The organism is Plantibacter sp. MMLR14_011 (genome assembly GCF_001865025.1).
Lineage (GTDB): Bacteria > Actinomycetota > Actinomycetes > Actinomycetales > Microbacteriaceae > Plantibacter > Plantibacter flavus_A.
Genome location: NZ_MJGW01000017.1, coordinates 20,852 through 37,144 on the forward strand (window position 1 = coordinate 20,852; position 16,293 = coordinate 37,144).

At 70.0% G+C, this 16,293-nt stretch carries 15 protein-coding genes; 2 read left to right on the forward strand and 13 right to left on the reverse strand.

The window, feature by feature from the left end; translation table 11 throughout:
- Positions 1-65: 65 nt before the first annotated feature.
- Complete coding sequence (locus BIU99_RS08495; RefSeq protein ID WP_083397300.1) at positions 66-1,313, reverse strand: deoxyguanosinetriphosphate triphosphohydrolase; 1,248 nt, start codon at positions 1,311-1,313, stop codon at positions 66-68.
- 25 nt (positions 1,314-1,338) lie between these two features.
- The gene (gene dusB / locus BIU99_RS08500; RefSeq protein ID WP_071260799.1) at positions 1,339-2,499 is read right to left on the reverse strand and encodes a tRNA dihydrouridine synthase DusB; all 1,161 of its coding nucleotides are present in this window, start codon (positions 2,497-2,499) and stop codon (positions 1,339-1,341) included.
- 51 nt (positions 2,500-2,550) lie between these two features.
- Between dusB and BIU99_RS08505 the strand changes: the two genes are divergently transcribed.
- Positions 2,551-3,069 carry an aminoacyl-tRNA deacylase gene (locus tag BIU99_RS08505; RefSeq protein WP_071261197.1) on the forward strand — a complete coding sequence of 173 codons (519 nt, stop codon included), beginning with the start codon at positions 2,551-2,553 and terminating at the stop codon, positions 3,067-3,069.
- On the opposite strand, the gene BIU99_RS19945 is transcribed toward BIU99_RS08505, so the two are convergent.
- Genes BIU99_RS19945 through recO form a run of 4 tightly spaced genes read right to left on the reverse strand, consistent with a single transcriptional unit; the run spans position 3,060 to position 5,470 of the window.
- A complete protein-coding gene (locus BIU99_RS19945; RefSeq protein WP_157583269.1) occupies positions 3,060-3,209 on the reverse strand; it encodes a hypothetical protein in 150 nt (49 codons plus the stop codon). The genes BIU99_RS08505 and BIU99_RS19945 overlap by 10 nt on opposite strands.
- On the reverse strand, positions 3,206-3,886 hold the full coding sequence (locus tag BIU99_RS08510) for a DsbA family protein (RefSeq protein WP_071260801.1): 681 nt from the start codon (positions 3,884-3,886) through the stop codon (positions 3,206-3,208). The genes BIU99_RS19945 and BIU99_RS08510 overlap by 4 nt, the downstream gene beginning before the upstream one ends.
- 28 nt (positions 3,887-3,914) lie before the next feature.
- Complete coding sequence (locus BIU99_RS08515) at positions 3,915-4,736, reverse strand: isoprenyl transferase (RefSeq protein WP_064293641.1); 822 nt, start codon at positions 4,734-4,736, stop codon at positions 3,915-3,917.
- Complete coding sequence (recO, locus tag BIU99_RS08520; protein ID WP_064293640.1) at positions 4,733-5,470, reverse strand: DNA repair protein RecO; 738 nt, start codon at positions 5,468-5,470, stop codon at positions 4,733-4,735. Before recO ends, BIU99_RS08515 begins: the two co-directional genes overlap by 4 nt.
- An 83-nt stretch (positions 5,471-5,553) precedes the next feature.
- Here recO and BIU99_RS08525 point away from each other — a divergent pair, with 83 nt between their 5' ends.
- Positions 5,554-6,222: a trimeric intracellular cation channel family protein gene (locus tag BIU99_RS08525; protein ID WP_064293639.1), complete on the forward strand. Its 669-nt coding sequence runs from the start codon at positions 5,554-5,556 to the stop codon at positions 6,220-6,222.
- Between the two features lie 6 nt (positions 6,223-6,228).
- On the opposite strand, the gene BIU99_RS08530 is transcribed toward BIU99_RS08525, so the two are convergent.
- From BIU99_RS08530 to BIU99_RS08560, 7 genes are all read right to left on the reverse strand, one after another.
- Positions 6,229-7,641 carry an ABC transporter permease gene (locus tag BIU99_RS08530; protein WP_064293638.1) on the reverse strand — a complete coding sequence of 471 codons (1,413 nt, stop codon included), beginning with the start codon at positions 7,639-7,641 and terminating at the stop codon, positions 6,229-6,231.
- Positions 7,638-8,396, reverse strand: a complete 759-nt coding sequence (locus BIU99_RS08535) for an ABC transporter ATP-binding protein (RefSeq protein ID WP_071260803.1) — start codon at positions 8,394-8,396, stop codon at positions 7,638-7,640. Before BIU99_RS08535 ends, BIU99_RS08530 begins: the two co-directional genes overlap by 4 nt.
- 109 nt (positions 8,397-8,505) lie before the next feature.
- Positions 8,506-9,195, reverse strand: coding sequence for a response regulator transcription factor (locus BIU99_RS08540; protein ID WP_071260804.1), 690 nt, complete (start codon positions 9,193-9,195; stop codon positions 8,506-8,508).
- A complete protein-coding gene (locus BIU99_RS08545) occupies positions 9,192-10,376 on the reverse strand; it encodes a sensor histidine kinase (protein WP_064293859.1) in 1,185 nt (394 codons plus the stop codon). Before BIU99_RS08545 ends, BIU99_RS08540 begins: the two co-directional genes overlap by 4 nt.
- Before the next feature lie 128 nt (positions 10,377-10,504).
- Positions 10,505-12,265, reverse strand: a complete 1,761-nt coding sequence (gene leuA / locus BIU99_RS08550) for a 2-isopropylmalate synthase (protein ID WP_071260806.1) — start codon at positions 12,263-12,265, stop codon at positions 10,505-10,507.
- Between the two features lie 146 nt (positions 12,266-12,411).
- Positions 12,412-14,937, reverse strand: a complete 2,526-nt coding sequence (locus tag BIU99_RS08555) for a bifunctional lysylphosphatidylglycerol flippase/synthetase MprF (RefSeq protein WP_071260810.1) — start codon at positions 14,935-14,937, stop codon at positions 12,412-12,414.
- A complete protein-coding gene (locus BIU99_RS08560) occupies positions 14,937-16,208 on the reverse strand; it encodes an esterase family protein (RefSeq protein ID WP_083397261.1) in 1,272 nt (423 codons plus the stop codon). Before BIU99_RS08560 ends, BIU99_RS08555 begins: the two co-directional genes overlap by 1 nt.
- Positions 16,209-16,293: the final 85 nt, after the last annotated feature.

The following is a 16,293-nucleotide window of genomic DNA, read 5'->3' on the forward strand; positions in this document are numbered from 1 at the left end:
CCATCGTCCATCCCTGAGGGCCTCCGCGCAGCGGAGTCCGAGTCCCGCTCCTGTGTGGAGGAGCGTCAGGCGCCGACATGCCGTTCGTGCCAGGAGAGGGCGCTCTGATCGGTCAGGCTCGCGATCTGATCCACGACGACGCGACGGCGTTCCGCGTCGGAACCGGCTGCGCGCCAGTCCGCCGCGAAGCCGACGTCGAGGGCCGACTCGCCGAGCGCGAACACCGCGTCCGACAGTTCGATGAGGATCTCCCGCTGCCGGACGTACAGCGGCTGGCGGGAGTCGCTGTACATCACGAACGCGGCCACGATTCCCTTGAGGAGGGCGATCTCGGCCTGGATGCCGTGGGGCACCACGACGTCGGCCCCGAACCGCACGAGGCTGGCCTGCGGGAAGGCCTCGCGGGTCGCCGCGGTCGCCGCACCGGCGAACCGACCGATCATCTGGCTCGTGAAGTTCTTGAGGCGACCGAGGTCGCGCCGGGAGCCGTCCCAGGCGGTGATCCAGGTGTGCGAGGACTGCAGCCGGTCGAAGGCGGCGGCGAGGTCGTCGTGGGTGAAGTCGTCGCCGGCCCAGGACAGCGCGGTGTCGATGAGGCGGTCGTGTCCTGCGCGCGCGTTCAGGAACGCCGGGTCGATGTACTCCCCGACGACGGCGTCCTCGAAGTCGTGCACGGAGTAGGCGATGTCGTCCGCGAGGTCCATGACCTGCGCCTCGACGCAGCGGACGCGCTCGGGAGCGCCTGCTCGCAACCAGCGGAAGGCCGCAGAGTCCTCGTCGAAGAACCCGAACTTGGCGCGACCACCGGGATCCGGCACCGACTGGGCGGCCGGCCACGGGTACTTGCAGCTGGCGTCGAGGCTCGCGCGGGTGAGGTTCAGACCGTACGGCTCGCCGTCGGGACCGAAGACCTTGGATTCGAGGCGCGTCAGGATGCGCAGGGTCTGGGCGTTGCCCTCGAACCCGCCGATCCCGGCGGACCAGTCGTTGAGTGCTCGTTCGCCGTTGTGACCGAACGGCGGATGACCGAGGTCGTGCGCGAGGCACGCCGTGTCGACGACGTCCGGCGCGAGGTCCAGGCTGGCCGCCAGCTCGCGACCGACTTGCGCCACCTCGAGGGAGTGGGTCAGCCGGTTCCGGGCGAAGTCGACCCCACTCGTCGGGCTGAGCACCTGGGTCTTGGCGGCGAGTCGCCGGAGGGCGCTGGAGTGCAACAGCCGTGCACGATCGCGCGCGAAGTCGGAGCGTCGCGTCGAGTGGTGCTCGGGCATCCAGCGTTCTTCGTCGTGCGGGGTGTAGCCGTCCCGGTCCATGGAGACGCTCCCCTGCTCGATGATGCTATCCGCCACTGTGGTCCAGTTCTGCTCCCGCGATCTCGGTCTGCTCGTCGGCTCCCAGCGACTGCGAGTCGAGCCAGCCGTAGGGCAGTGCCGGTCGCTTCGGCGTACCGGCGCGCCCGCGCTGCCCTTCGGCTGCGGCGCCCGGGTAAGGGGCCGTCCAGTCGAGGGTCGCGAGCAGGTCGTCGAGCTGGTCGAGCGACTCCACGGTCGCAAGGCTCGCGCGGAGGTCACCACCGACGGGGTAGCCCTTGAAGTACCAGGCGACGTGCTTCCGGATGTCGCGGCAGCCGCGCTCCTCGCTCTCGAAGAACTCGGCCAGGAGCTCGGCGTGACGCCGGAACGCGGCCGCGACGTCGCCCAGGGACGGCTCTGCCTTGCCACCCTCGCCGGCGAACGCCGAGCTGAGGTCGCCGAAGAGCCAGGGGCGACCGAGGCAACCGCGGCCCACGACGACGCCGTCGCAACCCGTCTCGTCGACCATCCGGAGGGCGTCCTCGCCCGACCAGATGTCGCCGTTCCCGAGGACCGGCACCGAGGTGACCGTCTCCTTGAGCTTGGTGATCGCCGACCAGTCCGCGTGGCCGGAGTAGAACTCGGCGGCGGTCCTGGCGTGCAGCGCGATCGACGCCACGCCGGCGCCCTCGGCGATCCGGCCGGCCTCGAGGTAGGTGAGGTGGCCGGAGTCGATGCCCTTGCGCATCTTGATCGTGAGCGGGACGTCGCCTGCGGCACGGACCGCGCCCTCGACGATGTCGCGGAAGAGCCCGGTCTTCCAGGGCAGCGCCGCTCCCCCGCCCTTGCGGGTGACCTTGGGCACCGGGCAGCCGAAGTTGAGGTCGATGTGGTCGGCGCGATCCTCGGCGACGAGCATGGTGACGGCCTCTGAGACCGTCTTCGGGTCGACACCGTAGAGCTGGATGGAGCGGAGCGTCTCGCTCTCGTGGTGCTGGATGAGCCGCATGGTCTCCGGCGTGCGTTCGACGAGCGCGCGCGAGGTGATCATCTCGCTGACGTACAGGCCGGCACCGTATTCGCGGCACAGTCGACGAAACGCCGTGTTGGTGATCCCGGCCATGGGGGCGAGCACGACCGGCGAGTCGAGCACGATGGGCCCGATCGCGAGGCTCGGGCGCTGCGAGAGCGTGGTAGGAAGAGACATCACCCTCGATTCTCCCAGATGATCGGCGCTCCCGCGCCCAGTGAGGACCACATGTCAGACGCCGTCCCGCCCGCCGACCTCCAGCCGTCCGGCCGCGAGCGAGTCCGAGCAGCGGCCGCCGCACTCGGTCTCGATGTGGAGCTGATCGAGCGACCGCCCGCGCGCAGTCTCCACGAGGCGGCGGAGCTGCTCGGCATCGAGCCCGCAGACATCGTCAAGACGATCGTCGTGAAGCGTCGCAGCGGCGACTACCTCTTCGCCCTCGTGCCGGGCGGCCGCAAGATCTCCTGGCCGCCGTTCCGCACGCTGCTCGGCGTGAACAAGCTCGCGATGCCCGACGCGGCGACAGCCTTCCAGGAGACCGGCTACGAGCGCGGCACCATCACCGTCCTCGGCGCGAGTGCTCCGCTCCCCGTCTACGCGGACGAGCGCATCCTCGAGCGCGGTGGGCGCATCTCGATCGGCGCCGGGGAGCACGGGTGGAGCGCCTTCGTCGATGCGGCGGAGTACCTCGCCGCCATCGGCGCCGTCACCGCCGACCTCACCGAGCCGGAGGACCCTCAGTCCTGAGCCGGCTCCGACGGGAGCACGAGGCAACTGTCGCCCTCGCAGACGACGGCGTCGCCCCCGAGGAGTCGGAGCGCCGGCCGGACCGTCGCCGGCTGTCGATCGCCGACGCTGCGCTCAGGCGACGTCGTCTCCGTGCTCACGCCTGCACCGGCTCGGTGCTCGCGCGTTCCGTCCAGACCTGCTCGAGGACCTGCGTGAACGCGGCCGCCTCCTGCGCCCCGGACACCCCGTAGGCACCGTCGATGACGAAGAACGGGACGCCCTGGATGCCGTACCCCTGTGCCGTCGCCTGGTCCTCGCGGACCGCCTGCGTGTACTGGCCGGATTCCAGCGCCGAGACCACGGCGGACCGGTCGAGCCCCACCTCGACGGCGAGGTCGGCGAGGTCCTCGATGCGACCGACATGACGGCCCTCGGTGAAGTAGGCACGCAGGAGGCGCTCGGTCATCTCGAGCTGCTTCCCCTCCGCCTTGGCGAGGTGCAGGAGCTCGTGCGCCTTCACCGTGTTCGTGTGCTGGAGGATGCCGAAATCGTACTCGAGACCGGCGTCCGAGGCGATCCCCGTCACCTGATCGAGCATCTGCTGCACCTGGTCGGCCGGCATGCCCTTGTGCTTCACGAGGAAGTCGATCTCGGTGCCGTCGAAGTCGACCGGGGTGTCGGGTGCCAGCTCGAAGGAGTGGTACTCGACCTCGACCTCGCGTCCGTCGCCGAGCTGTGCGAACTCCGCCGCACCCCGCTCGAACTTGCGCTTGCCGATGTAGCACCACGGGCAGGCGATGTCGGACCAGATGTCGATCTTGATGGGTTCACTCATGTCAGGGCCAACCACCGACACCCGTCGCTCATTCCCCCGGGGGCGCCGGGGCGTCTGGCACGTCGCGCGCCCCGCCGAAGCGACGGTCGCGTCCGGCGTACCGCTCGACGGCCTCCCAGAGCTGACGCCGACCGAAGTCGGGCCAGAGGGTGTCGAGGAAGACCATCTCCGCGTAGGCCGACTGCCACAGTTGGAAGTTGCTGGTGCGCTGCTCTCCGGAGCTCCGGACGAAGAGGTCGACGTCCGGCAGGTCGGGCAGGTAGAGCCGGCTCTGGACGAGACGCTCCGAGACGGCCGACGGCTTGATGCGGCCGGCGGCGACGTCGTCGGCGATGCTGCGGACCGCGTCGACGATCTCGTTGCGCCCGCCGTAGTTGACGCACATGGTGAGCGTCAGGCGGTCGTTGCCGCGCGTCAGCTCCTCCGCCGTCTGGAGCTCCTTGATGACGGAGGTCCACAACCGCGGCCGACGCCCCGACCAGCGCACGCGCACGCCCCACTCGTTCAGTTGGTCGCGCCGTCGATGGAGCACCTCGCGGTTGAACCCCATGAGGAAGCGGACCTCGTCGGGTGAGCGCTTCCAGTTCTCCGTCGAGAACGCGTACACCGACAGGTGCTTGATCCCGAGTTGCAGGGCACCGGCCACGACGTCGAGGAGTGCGGCCTCGCCCGCCTTGTGCCCTTCGACCCGTGTGAGCCCGCGTCGGTTCGCCCACCGGCCGTTGCCGTCCATGACGATCGCGACGTGCGACGGCACCTCACCCTTCGCGAACGATGGCGGGACCTCCCCCGTCCAATCGATCGGCTTGAACGGCACCGCGTCGCGGTGGGTGTAGGGCTTCGGGGTCACCCGCGGCTCCGATCCTGTTCGAGGTGCGCGAGCGACCGCAGGCCGCGCTCCAGATGCCATTGCGCGTAGGCGGCGGTGAACCCGCTCGCGCGTGAAGCCGTCTGCTCGGCGGCGGCCTCCGCGTACTCCCAGTCACCGGAGAGCAGTGCTCCGAGGAGCGAGAGGGTGTCGGCGTCCAGCCGAGGGCTGCCCGAGGGCGCGCAGTCGTCGCAGACGACCCCGCCGAGCTGCACGACCACGTGTGAGTACTCGCCCTCCGTGCCGCACCGCGAGCAGGCCCCGAAACTCGGTGCCCAACCGGCGAGCGAGAAGGCCCGGAGCAGGTAGGAGTCGAGCGTGAGCCGCGGACCGTGCTCGTGCTTCGAGAGCGACCGCAGGGCGCCGACGAGGAGCAGGTACTGCTGGAGGGAGCCCTCGGACTCGGTCAGGCGATCGGCCGTCTCCACCATCGCGCTCGCGGCCGTGTAGCTTCCGTAGTCGGCGCTGATCTCGGCGCCGTACGAACCGAGCGACTCGGCCTGGGTGATGGTGTCGAGACTACGGCCCTCGTAGAACTGCACGTCTGCGACCATGAACGGCTCGAGCCGGGACCCGAACTTCGAGCCCGTGCGACGGACACCCTTCGCGACCGCCCGGATCTTGCCCCTGCTGCGTGAGAGCATGGTGACGATGCGATCGGCCTCGCCGAGCTTGTGGGTCCGCAACACCACCACTTCGTCTCGATATACCGGCACGCATCGATTATCCCGCCTCGCACCGACAACGTGACCCGGGAACCGCCGTCGGGGATCGAAGGAGCGCCTGGAGAGATGAAGCCGTGAACGAGGTCCTCTTCGTCGTTCCGCTGTGGGTCGACCTCTCGGCGGTCGCGATCGGCGCCGTCCAGGGTGCCATGTTCGCGGCCAGGTTCCAGGATCGTCAGCTCGACTGGCTCGGCGTCGCCATCATCGGCGTCGTCGTCGGACTCGGTGGTGGTCTCATCCGCGACATCCTCCTCGGACAGGTGCCGGCGTCCCTCCAGAACAACTGGTACCTCCCCGTCGCCTCGGGGGCCGCACTGCTCGGCATGTTCCTCCTGCGCACCATCACGAGGCTCGGGCCCGTCATCATCGGGCTCGACGCTCTGACGATCGGCATGTTCGGAGCGATCGGCTCCACCAAGGCCCTGGCAGCCGGTCTGCCGGTCATCCCGGCGATCTTCGTCGGCACCGTCTCGGCCGTCGGTGGATCGGTCCTCCGCGACGTCATGCTCGGCGTCCCCGTCGCCCTCATGCACGTCGGGTCGCTCTACGCCGTGGCGGCCGCGGTCGGGACCGCCCTCCTCGTCCTCGCCGTGACCTTCGGTGCGCCACTCGGGGTCGCGGCGATCGTCGGTGTCTCCTCGACCGCGGTGATCCGCCTCCTGGCCGTCCGGTTCGGATGGACGTTGCCCGAGCAGCGCCAGATCGGCGGATGGCGGATCTGGCGCCGCTCGACGCGAGGCTGAGTCGGCTCAGTCGACCGCGAGTGCCGCGACGGGTGCGATGCGGGTCGCCCGACGTGACGGGGCCACCGAGGCCGCGGCCGTCAGGAGTGCGGCGAGCACGACGATCACCGCGACGATGGCCCACGGGATGACCGGGAAGATGAGGCCGGGCGAGCCGTTGATCGCGCCGAGCATCGACTGAGCGCCGGCCCACCCGTAGAACGTCCCGAGGACGAGTCCGACGACGACGGCCGCGATGGTCAGCTGCGCCGCCTCGATCACGATCATGCGACGGATCTGCGCCGCGGAGAACCCGAGGGCGCGGAGCAGTCCGAGTTCGCGAGTGCGCTGCAGGACGCTGAGCGAGAGGTTGTTGACCATCCCGACCGCGGCGATGAGCGCGCTCAGTCCGATGAGGGCGGAGAAGACGCCGACGGTCGTCGCGACCACGGCCTGCGTGCCCTCGTAGACCTCCGGATTCGCGGCCTGTGCGTTCAACACGAACTCCTGGAAGTTGGCCGCAGCGACCGCGAACATCGTCACGAGGGTCACGCCGATCACCAGTCCGATCGTCGTGCGTGAACTGCGCTCCGGGTAGCGGACGGCGTTCTCGGCGGCGAGTCGAGCCGTCGCGGAGGTGCCGAACAGGCGGCCGACCAGCCGCAGTGCCGGCGGCATCACGAGGTGCGCACCGAGCACGAGGCCGGAGAAGGAGACGATCCCGCCGACGATGCCGATGAGCACGCCGAGCGGCGACACGAGCCCGACACCGACCCCGGCGAGCAGGAGCAGGACACCGACCACGAAGAGACCGATCGCGACCGCGTTCCGGGCGGGCCGGGCGGTGGCCTCCTCCCGACTCAACTCCTGCGATCCGCCGATCGCCTGCATCGGGGTGACCGTCAGGACGCGACGCGCGCCGATCCAGGACGCGAGCCAGGTGGTCAGGACGACCGCGACGACCGGCAGGAGCACGGCCGGTTCGACGATCGCGTACGGCAACTCGGGCAGCACACCGGTCGCGACCCCGATCCGGACGAGCGCGAAGGTCGCGAGGAGCCCGACGAGCAACCCGGCTCCGCCACCGAGCAGGCCGACGACGACGCCCTCCCTCGCGACGGCGCGACGCTGCGATCGCGCCGTCGAACCGATCAGGCGGAGCAGCGCGATCGTCCTCGTCCGCCCGGCGACGATCGTGGCGAAGGTGTTCGCCGTGACGATCGCGCCGACGTACACCGCCAATGAGACGAACACGGCGGCCGCGAGGATGAGCATGATCACCACGGTGCCGCTGGACCCGGTCACATCGTCGGCCAGGATGAACGTCGAGAGCACACTCGTCACCATGAGCAACAGGACACCGAACGAGGCGCTGAGCGTCGCGACGAGAAGGCTCGCGCGATGCTCGCGGGCCCGGGGCCCGAGATCCGCCCGGCTCATGCCGCACGCTCCATGCCGAGCATGAGCGCCGAGATCTGCTCGGGGGTCGATCGGGGACGGTCCTCGATCACCCGGCCGTCCGCGAGGAACACGATCCGGTCCGCGTAGCTCGCGGCGATCGGGTCGTGCGTCACCATCGCGATGCTCTGCCCGTATTCGGTGCTGGCCGCCGCCAGCAGGGCCAGGACGCTCCGCCCGGTGCGGGAGTCGAGGTTGCCGGTCGGTTCGTCCGCGAAGAGCAGCTCGGGCCGCGTGGCCAGGGCACGCGCGATCGCGACGCGCTGCTGCTGTCCACCCGAGAGTTCGTGCGGACGGTGCCCGAGTCGGGACGCGAGTCCGAGCGTGCTCACGAGCACGTCGATCCAGCTCTGCTCCTCACCGGTCGGACGGCGGGCGTCGAGTTCGAAGGGCAGCCGGATGTTGGCCGCGACGTCGAGCGTCGGCACCAGGTTGAACGCCTGGAACACGAACCCGACACGACGCCGACGGAGGATCGTGAGCTGCCCGTCGTCGAGGTCCGTGATGTCCTGGTCGCCGAGACGCACCCGCCCCGCTGTGGCCTGATCGAGGCCCGCCATGATGTGCATGAGCGTCGACTTGCCCGAGCCGCTCGGGCCCATGATGGCGGTGAACCGGCCCCGTTCGATCTCGAGGTCGACGCCGTCGAGGGCGACGACCTGGTTGTCGGCGGGTCCGTAGCTCTTCCTGAGTCCGTGGACGCTGGCGACGACGGACGGCTGTGCTGAAGTGGTCATACTCCGAAGCTACGGAGCGAGGTGCCGGGTGCGCGTCGGGCGCACGAGCGACCCGGGTACATCCTGGGGATGATCCTGGATCACTCCGCGGTTGCCCGTTGGACCGCCGTCAGACCAGGCCGTGCTCGAAGGCGAACACGACGAGCTGGACCCGGTCGCGCACCTCGAGCTTCGCGAAGATCCGGCTGATGTGCGTCTTCACGGTCGCCTCGCTGAGGAACTCGGCGGCGGCGATCTCGGAGTTGCTCAATCCGCGCGCCGCGAGGAGGAAGATCTCGCGCTCGCGCGCCGTGAGCTCGGCATAGCGCTGCGGTGCGGCCGGAGCGGCCGGCGCCTGCTGGAAGTGCTCGAACAGCTCGCGGGTGGCCGACGCGGCGATGACCGCGTTCCCGGCATGGACGGTGCGGATCGCTGCGAGGAGGAATTCCGGCTCCGCGTCCTTGAGGAGGAATCCGCTGGCACCTGCTCGGATGGCCGTCGCGGCCGCCTCATCGAGGTCGAAGGTGGTCAGCACGACGATCCGAGGACGCTCGCTCCCGCGCGCATCCGCCTCCGCCAGGATCGTCTTCGTCGCCTCGATCCCGTCCATGACCGGCATCCGGACGTCCATGAGGATGACCTGCGGACGTGTCCGTGCGGCCAGTTCGACCGCTTGACGCCCGTCGGAGGCCTCGCCGACGACGCGCAGGTCCGGCTGCGAACCGATGAGCATCCGGATCCCGCCTCGGAAGAGCGCCTGGTCGTCGACCAGCGCGATCGTGATCGCCCCCGCTGCCGTCGCGTCACTCGGATCGGTCATCTCGTCACTCCCACCGTCGCGTACGGGATCGATGCGTAGACGGTGAAGAGACCGTCCACCAGGGTCGTCCCGAACCTGCCGCCTGCCAGCGTAGCGCGCTCGTTCATCCCGGCGAGGCCGTGCCCCGTGCCGGCCTTCGGCGGTTCGAGCTTCGCCCGGTTGACGACCCAGAGCTGCAGCTCGGGTCCGGTCCAGTCGAGATGGACGTCGATCGGCCCACGATGGTCGCCGTGTCGGAGCGCGTTCGTGAGTGCCTCCTGGATGATGCGGTACACGGCGAGCTGCGAACCGGTCGCCACCGGTCGTTCCTGACCGTGGTTCTGGACCACCACGTCGAGTCCGGCTCCGCGCAACTGCTCGTAGAGCCGCTCGAGGTCGGCCAGGACCGGCTGCGGGCCTTCGGTCTGCTGGAACCGCAACTGCGCGAGGAGCACCCGGACATCGGCGAGGGCTTCTCGGGAGATGCTCGAGATCGTCCGCAAGGCCTGGTCGGCCGAATCCGGGTCCGCGGCCAGCGCATAGCGGGCCCCGTCGGCCTGGGCGATGACGACGGCGAGGGAGTGCGCGACCACGTCGTGCATGTCGCGCGCGATCCGGTTGCGCTCCTGCTCCACGGCGACGTCGCGCTCGGCCAGGAGTTGCGCCTGGCGGCTTTCGCGGGCGAGCCGCCACGTGCGCATGAGGACGCCTGCGGTCCAAGCGAGGCCGAAGAAGGCGGCGAACGCGAGGAACATGAACAGTCCGACCGTCACCTGCGCGACCGGTGTCATGTCGTTCGCCAGACCGAAGGTACTGATCTCCGCGCCGATGCCCGTGGTCCAACTCGGGACGACGATCACGTAGAACGCGATGAGCGCGGCACCGACGAACGCGGATGCGAAGGAGACCCATCGAACCACCCGGCCGCCGTAACTCGCCGCGGCGTAGAGCACGACCGGGATCGCGAAGTTCGCGGGATCCGGCGCGAGCAGGAGGATGAGCTGCAGCAGCGCAGCGGCCCAGGCCACGGACAGCGCGATCGCCGGAGCGAGCCGGCGGAGCGCCAGTGCACCGCACATGCCGAGCAGGACGATGGTGTACCCGGCCGGGCGCGTCGTGTACGCAGCGGCGGTGAGGATGAACAGCACCGACGGCAGCGCGATGTCGAGGGCCAGCTGGCCGGGCCGGAGCGTGCGGAACATCCTCCAACCGTACGACCTGACCGCTGACGGATCGGTCGTCACCCGGAAAGATCATCCTCCCGGCGTACGCCGCGGAGCGGGACGCTGCGCCCGGCCGACCCGAAGGCCGACCCGGCGCAGCGGGATCGTCAGATGGAGGCCAGTTCCCGCGCCTCGACCTGCGTGCGCACGGCCCGGTTGACCGCCGAGACCACTGCCTTGAGCGAGGCCGTCGCGATGTCGCCGTCGATGCCGACGCCCCAGAGGCGCTGGTCGTTCACCTGGAGCTCGACGTAGGCGGCCGCCTCGGCGTCGCCCCCGGCGCTCAGCGTGTGCTCGACGTAGTCGTACAGCGTGACCTCGATGCCGCGCCCGGAGAGCAGGTTGAGGAAGGCCGCGATCGGTCCGTTGCCGGTCGAGGTGCGCTCCTCGACCTGCTCGCCGTCGCGAAGGGCGACCTCGAGGACCACGGTGCCGGTGAGGTCGCTCGACGTCTTCGTGGACTGCAGTTCGAACCGACCCCACTTCGCGTCCGCGACCGTCGCCGGCAGGTACTCGTCCTGGAAGATCGACCAGATCTGGCCGCTCGTCACCTCGCCGCCCTCGGCGTCGGTCTTCGCCTGGACGACGCCGGAGAACTCGATCTGCAGGCGACGCGGCAGGTCGATCGCGTGATCGGTCTTGAGGAGGTAGGCGACGCCGCCCTTGCCCGACTGGGAGTTCACGCGGATGACCGCCTCGTAGCTGCGCCCGAGGTCCTGCGGATCGACTGGCAGGTACGGCACGGCCCATTCGAGGTCGGCGACGTCCTTGCCCTGGGAGACGGCGTCGACGGACATCGCCTCGAAGCCCTTCTTGATCGCGTCCTGGTGAGAACCGCTGAAGGCCGTGAAGACGAGGTCGCCCGCCCACGGGCTCCGCTCGTGCACCGGGAGCTGGTTGCAGTGCTCGGCCGTCCGCTTGACCTCGTCGATGTCGCTGAAGTCGATCTGCGGGTCGACACCCTGCGTGAACATGTTGATGCCGAGCGCGACGAGGTCGACGTTGCCCGTGCGCTCACCGTTCCCGAAGAGGCACCCTTCGATCCGGTCGGCGCCGGCCAGGTAGCCGAGCTCGGCTGCCGCGATCGCGGTGCCGCGGTCGTTGTGCGGGTGCAGGGAGATGATGATGTTCTCGCGGTTGGCGAGGTTGCGGCTCATCCACTCGATCGAGTCGGCGTAGACGTTCGGCGAGGCCATCTCGACCGTCGACGGCAGGTTGATGATGACCTTGCGGTCGGGCGTCGCCTCGAGGACCTCGACCACCTGGTTGCAGATGTCGACGGCGAACTCGAGCTCGGTACCGGTGTAGCTCTCCGGCGAGTATTCGTAGTAGATCTGCGTTCCGGGGACCGTCGACTCCATCTCGCGACACTTCCGGGCACCGTGGAGGGCGAGGTCGATGATGCCCTGCTTGTCGCTGCGGAACACGACGTCGCGCTGCAGGACGCTCGTCGAGTTGTACAAGTGCACGATCGCCTGCTTCGCGCCGCGCAGCGACTCGTAGGTGCGTTCGATGAGGTGGTCGCGGGCCTGGGTCAGCACCTGGATGGTGACGTCCTCGGGGATCGCTCCTTCGTCGATGAGGCTGCGGACGAAGTCGAAGTCGGTCTGGCTCGCGCTCGGGAACCCGACCTCGATCTCCTTGTAGCCCATCTTCACGAGCAGGTCGAACATGATGCGCTTACGTTCCGGACTCATCGGGTCGATGAGGGCCTGGTTGCCGTCGCGGAGGTCGACGGCGCACCAGCGCGGGGCCTCGGTGATCCGACGGTCCGGCCACGTGCGGTCGGGCAGCGAGACGCTGAACTGGTCCTGGTAGGCGCGGTAGCGGTGGACCGGCATGCCTGATGGGGTCTGGGTGTTCTTCATGATCCTGGGATCTCCTCGTGGGATTGGGGGTGAGCCAACGACGAACTCCGCGACGAGGGAGGCCTGGAACTAGGACTCGTCGCGGCAGCTAAGGAGGAGCAGACCGGAGAACACGTCGTTAGCATAGCACTCCCCCGCGCCGCCGGTCAGGTGACCAGCGAGGCGAGGTCTCGCACGGACACGTCCGGGAGGTAGGCGCGCCCGACCGCGATGCCGATCGCCGGGAGGGTCAGCGGGTCCGCGTAGCCGAGCACGAGCGGACGCTCCTCCGGCTGGAACTTGCCCTTGAAGGCGAGGAGCGAGCGGAACCCGTAGACGGGTTCGAGCACGTTCCCGAGGTACGTCAGGACCCGGTCGATCCCGTCCGTCTCCGGTTGCTCGGTGCTCCTCGAGCGCGCGAGCGGAGCCCCGGAGAGGCTCATCTCCTCGATGCCGTCCTCCTTGAACCGAGCGGCGGCTTCGGCGATGAGGAACTCCATGACGCCGTTCATGCCGTCCGTCCGACGGCGCATGAAGTCGAGGGTCCAACCGACCAGTTGACCGTCGCGCCGCACCGGGAGCCAACTCGTGACGCCGTGCAGCCGTCCTTGCTCGTCGACCGCGAGCAGGAGCCGGACCTCCTCGTCGACGAGCTCGTCGATCCCACCGAGGGTGAACCCCATCTCGGGCAGCTTCCGCTCGGCGACCCACTCCTCGGAGATCTCGGCGATCTGCGCCGCGAGCCCGACGCCGAGCGCCCCGTAGGTGGACCAGACGGCGGTGATCCCCGCGCGGTCGGCCCGGTTGACGGAGGATCTGATGTCCTGCCAGCGCTTGCCGACCATGCTCCAGCCCTGCGGGTGCAGGACCGTCTCCTCGGCGACCTGGACGGTGCGCCAACCGATCCGGTGGAGCGCTACTGCGGTCTCCTCGTCCACGCTGTACAACGCCACCGTCAGGCCCGAGTCCTCGCAGTGCTCGATGAACCGCTCGAGGACCCCCTGTTCGTGGCGGTCCCTCCCGAAGAAGCCGCCCGTGGTGACCGCGACCCCGGCGACGATCCGGTAGGCGACGCCCGCACTGCGCTGCGGGTCGAACCAGGTGAGGTTGCCCGGCCAGGTGGCCATGTGCCCGATGGAGTCGCTACCCTCGGCCAGGAGCTCGCGCAGCCGGCGCTCGTCGGCCGGCGCGATGGCGTTCGCGACCCGGCTCAGCGGCCAGACCGCGCCGAGCAGGATGATGCTCCACCAGACGGGTCCGACGGCGTGGAACACCACGCCGGTGAGCGGGGCGACCGGCACGAAGCCCGGAAGGACGTTCCGCAGGTACGCGGCGGGGACGAAGCGCTCCGGCGCCGCACGGAGGACCTCCCACACGTCGGGCCTCGGCGAGAATCCTCCAGGCTGGAGCAGGGCGACGACCACGAAGAGCGCGGCGAGCACGACCCACGACGCGCCGACCAGGGCGAGATACCCCAAGGCGCTGCGTCGGGTGGCCCGCACGGGGAACCCACGACGGAGCACGACCAGGAGCGCCGCCACGACGAGCGGCAGCAGGATCGCCGCCCACAGCGCGATCGCGATCTCGACGGACCGCTGCTGCGCGCCGTGCCCCGTCCCGAGCAACGAGGAGGGGTGTCCCGTCGGGTGGAGTCGCACTCCCGCTCCGAGCGACAGCGCACTCAGGACGGCGAAGGACACCATGATCGCCGTGGCGAACCAGACCGCGAAGCGTCTGCCGCGGAGCAGGCCCCACGCTGCGAAGAGCAGGGCGATCATGGGGACCACCGACAGGAGCACCGCTCCGAGGCCGTCGACGCGTACCAGCGTGAGGTCGCGCAGGCACTGTGCTGACACGCCGACCGTGCGGCATTGGCCGATGACCCGTCCGGCGTCCGGGATGTTCTGTTCGAGCAGGAGCACGAGCGGCGCGAGCGGACCGAGGTGCCGGCCGGAGAGGAAGGTGATGAGCGGTCCCACGCCCATCATCGCGACGACGGACGCCAGGAGCACCCGGGTCTCGTGGTGCGAGCTCCGCACGCGTCGCACCGACGGGCTGGCCCCGGCGAGCACGACCCCGAGCAGGACGCCGACCAGCGCTGCGAACAGTCGTGCGAGATCCTGCGGGAGTCCCGAGTACAGCAGCACGATCAGGGCACCGACGACGACGAACGCGCGGATCCGTCGACGCCAGAGCGGCCCGTGGAACGCACTCGACGCGGCAAGGGCGCCGAGCGCCCCGGCCACGGGGTCGAACGCCACGATGCGGGCGACCTCGCCGCTCCAGAACTCGCCGCCGAGCGTGCCGAGGAGTTGGAGCCCGATGGCGAGCGCGTTCCCGGCGACCGCGGTCACCAGCACCGCCAGGAGCGTCTTGGCGGCGCCGAACCGTCGCTCGGCGAGCACCAGCGCGGGGACGCCGATCAGCAGGAAGGCGAGGAGCCCGAGCACCCCGTCGGTTCCCAGGGCACCGGTCAGGAGCGCCCACCAGTGTCCGTCGACCACGACCTGCTCATACCCCACGCCGGCCGCCTCGCGGATCGCCGACCGCCAGGCGGGCGTCGCCGCCGGCGGCGTGCGCCACACGAACGCACTGACGACGAGCACCAGCGCCGTGATCCCGATACTCATCGGCACCGACCGGATCACGCCGGTCACGAGTCGGCCGAACGGCGTCGCCCTCCCCGCGCGCATCAGGCGAGCCCGAATCGTGCGGTGATGACGGGGAGCGCCCGCTCGAACACCGTGTGGACGGTATGCCAGTCGTGCGCGGTCCCGTCGGACACGAAGGTCGTCGTCCGCATGCCGGCGGCCGAGGCCATCGCGGCGACCCGCCGGACGCCGGGACCGTAGCGGCTGTCGTCGCTGCCGTAGCCGAAGACGCCGACGGTGTCCGCGTACGGGGTGTGTGCGGCGAGGATCGCGGAGGGGGCCGCAGCCTCGTACGCCGTCGCCGACCCGCTGAAGCCCTGTGCGATCGTCGTCGGTCCGATGGACGGGACGACCTCCCCCGAGATGTCGAGGATGCCGCCGTAGCGTCCAGGGTGCGCGGCACCGAGCTGGATGGAACAGGTCCCTCCCTGCGAGAACCCGGCGATGAACCAGTCCGTCCGCGATGCGGACACCGGGAGGTGCGCCGAGATCCACGCGGGCACGTCGACCGTGAGGTACGTCGCCGAGTTGCCGAGCGGCCCGTCGACGCACATCGGGTTGCGGTCAGGAGCGCCGAGCTGGTCAGGCACGACCACGATCGGTGCGAGACCCGCATGCGAGGCGGCGAAGCGGTCGAGGATCCCGGCGATCCCAGCCGACGCGAACAGGTCGGCAGGCTCTCCCGGCTGACCGCTGAACGCCTCGATGACCGGCAGTGCCGGCGGGTGGGCGGTCAGGGCGGCCGGTGGCAGATAGACGAGCGCGTCCCGGTGGGCGAACCCCGAGGTCGTGGCCGGGATGTCGACATGTTCGACCCGGCCTTCGCTCGACAGGTCGGCGGGTCGCTGCCACGTCGTGGTCGTCCCCCGGGCGGCCGGCAGGGCCGAGAACGACTGGTACGGGCTGATCCCCAGCGCCGCCCGCACCGTCGCGAACTCACCGAAGTCCTGGTTCACGCCGACCGCCCCGATGAGCAGGAAGGCGGGGATGGCGAGGCTCGCCACGACGACCCGCCACGCGCGGGTCCGCACGATCGCCGCGATCGCGAGGGCGGCACCGGCGAACCCGACCGCCGCCCACGCACGGGTGACCGGCGTCAGTTCGATCCCGAAGACGTCGAACACGTCACCGAGCAACCAGGCAGTGGCATAGGCGAGGAGCGCTCCACCGCTCGCCACGAGCAGCATCGTCATCCAGCCGCGAACCGTTCGGCGCCCGGTCAACAGGACGATCGCCAGGAGAACGGCGGCACCGCCGACCCAGACGAGGAGCTCCGGACGATCCAGCCTGATGGCCAGCAACCAGTCGAACACTCGGACTCCTTCTCGCGACCCCGAGGACCAGTATGTCCGCGGGCCTGCGAGCCTGTCGGCCAGACGACTGGTTCCACAGCGGGCC

Excerpts from the sequence above, each read along its gene's own strand:
- BIU99_RS08495 (WP_083397300.1), bottom strand. The coding sequence starts at position 1,313 with ATGGACCGGGACGGCTACACCCCGCACGACGAAGAACGCTGGATGCCC.
- dusB (WP_071260799.1), bottom strand. The coding sequence starts at position 2,499 with ATGTCTCTTCCTACCACGCTCTCGCAGCGCCCGAGCCTCGCGATCGGG.
- BIU99_RS08505 (WP_071261197.1), top strand. The coding sequence starts at position 2,551 with ATGTCAGACGCCGTCCCGCCCGCCGACCTCCAGCCGTCCGGCCGCGAG.
- BIU99_RS08510 (WP_071260801.1), bottom strand. The coding sequence starts at position 3,886 with ATGAGTGAACCCATCAAGATCGACATCTGGTCCGACATCGCCTGCCCG.
- BIU99_RS08530 (WP_064293638.1), bottom strand. The coding sequence starts at position 7,641 with ATGAGCCGGGCGGATCTCGGGCCCCGGGCCCGCGAGCATCGCGCGAGC.
- BIU99_RS08535 (WP_071260803.1), bottom strand. The coding sequence starts at position 8,396 with ATGACCACTTCAGCACAGCCGTCCGTCGTCGCCAGCGTCCACGGACTC.
- BIU99_RS08540 (WP_071260804.1), bottom strand. The coding sequence starts at position 9,195 with ATGACCGATCCGAGTGACGCGACGGCAGCGGGGGCGATCACGATCGCG.
- BIU99_RS08545 (WP_064293859.1), bottom strand. The coding sequence starts at position 10,376 with ATGTTCCGCACGCTCCGGCCCGGCCAGCTGGCCCTCGACATCGCGCTG.
- leuA (WP_071260806.1), bottom strand. The coding sequence starts at position 12,265 with ATGAAGAACACCCAGACCCCATCAGGCATGCCGGTCCACCGCTACCGC.
- BIU99_RS08555 (WP_071260810.1), bottom strand. The coding sequence starts at position 14,937 with ATGCGCGCGGGGAGGGCGACGCCGTTCGGCCGACTCGTGACCGGCGTG.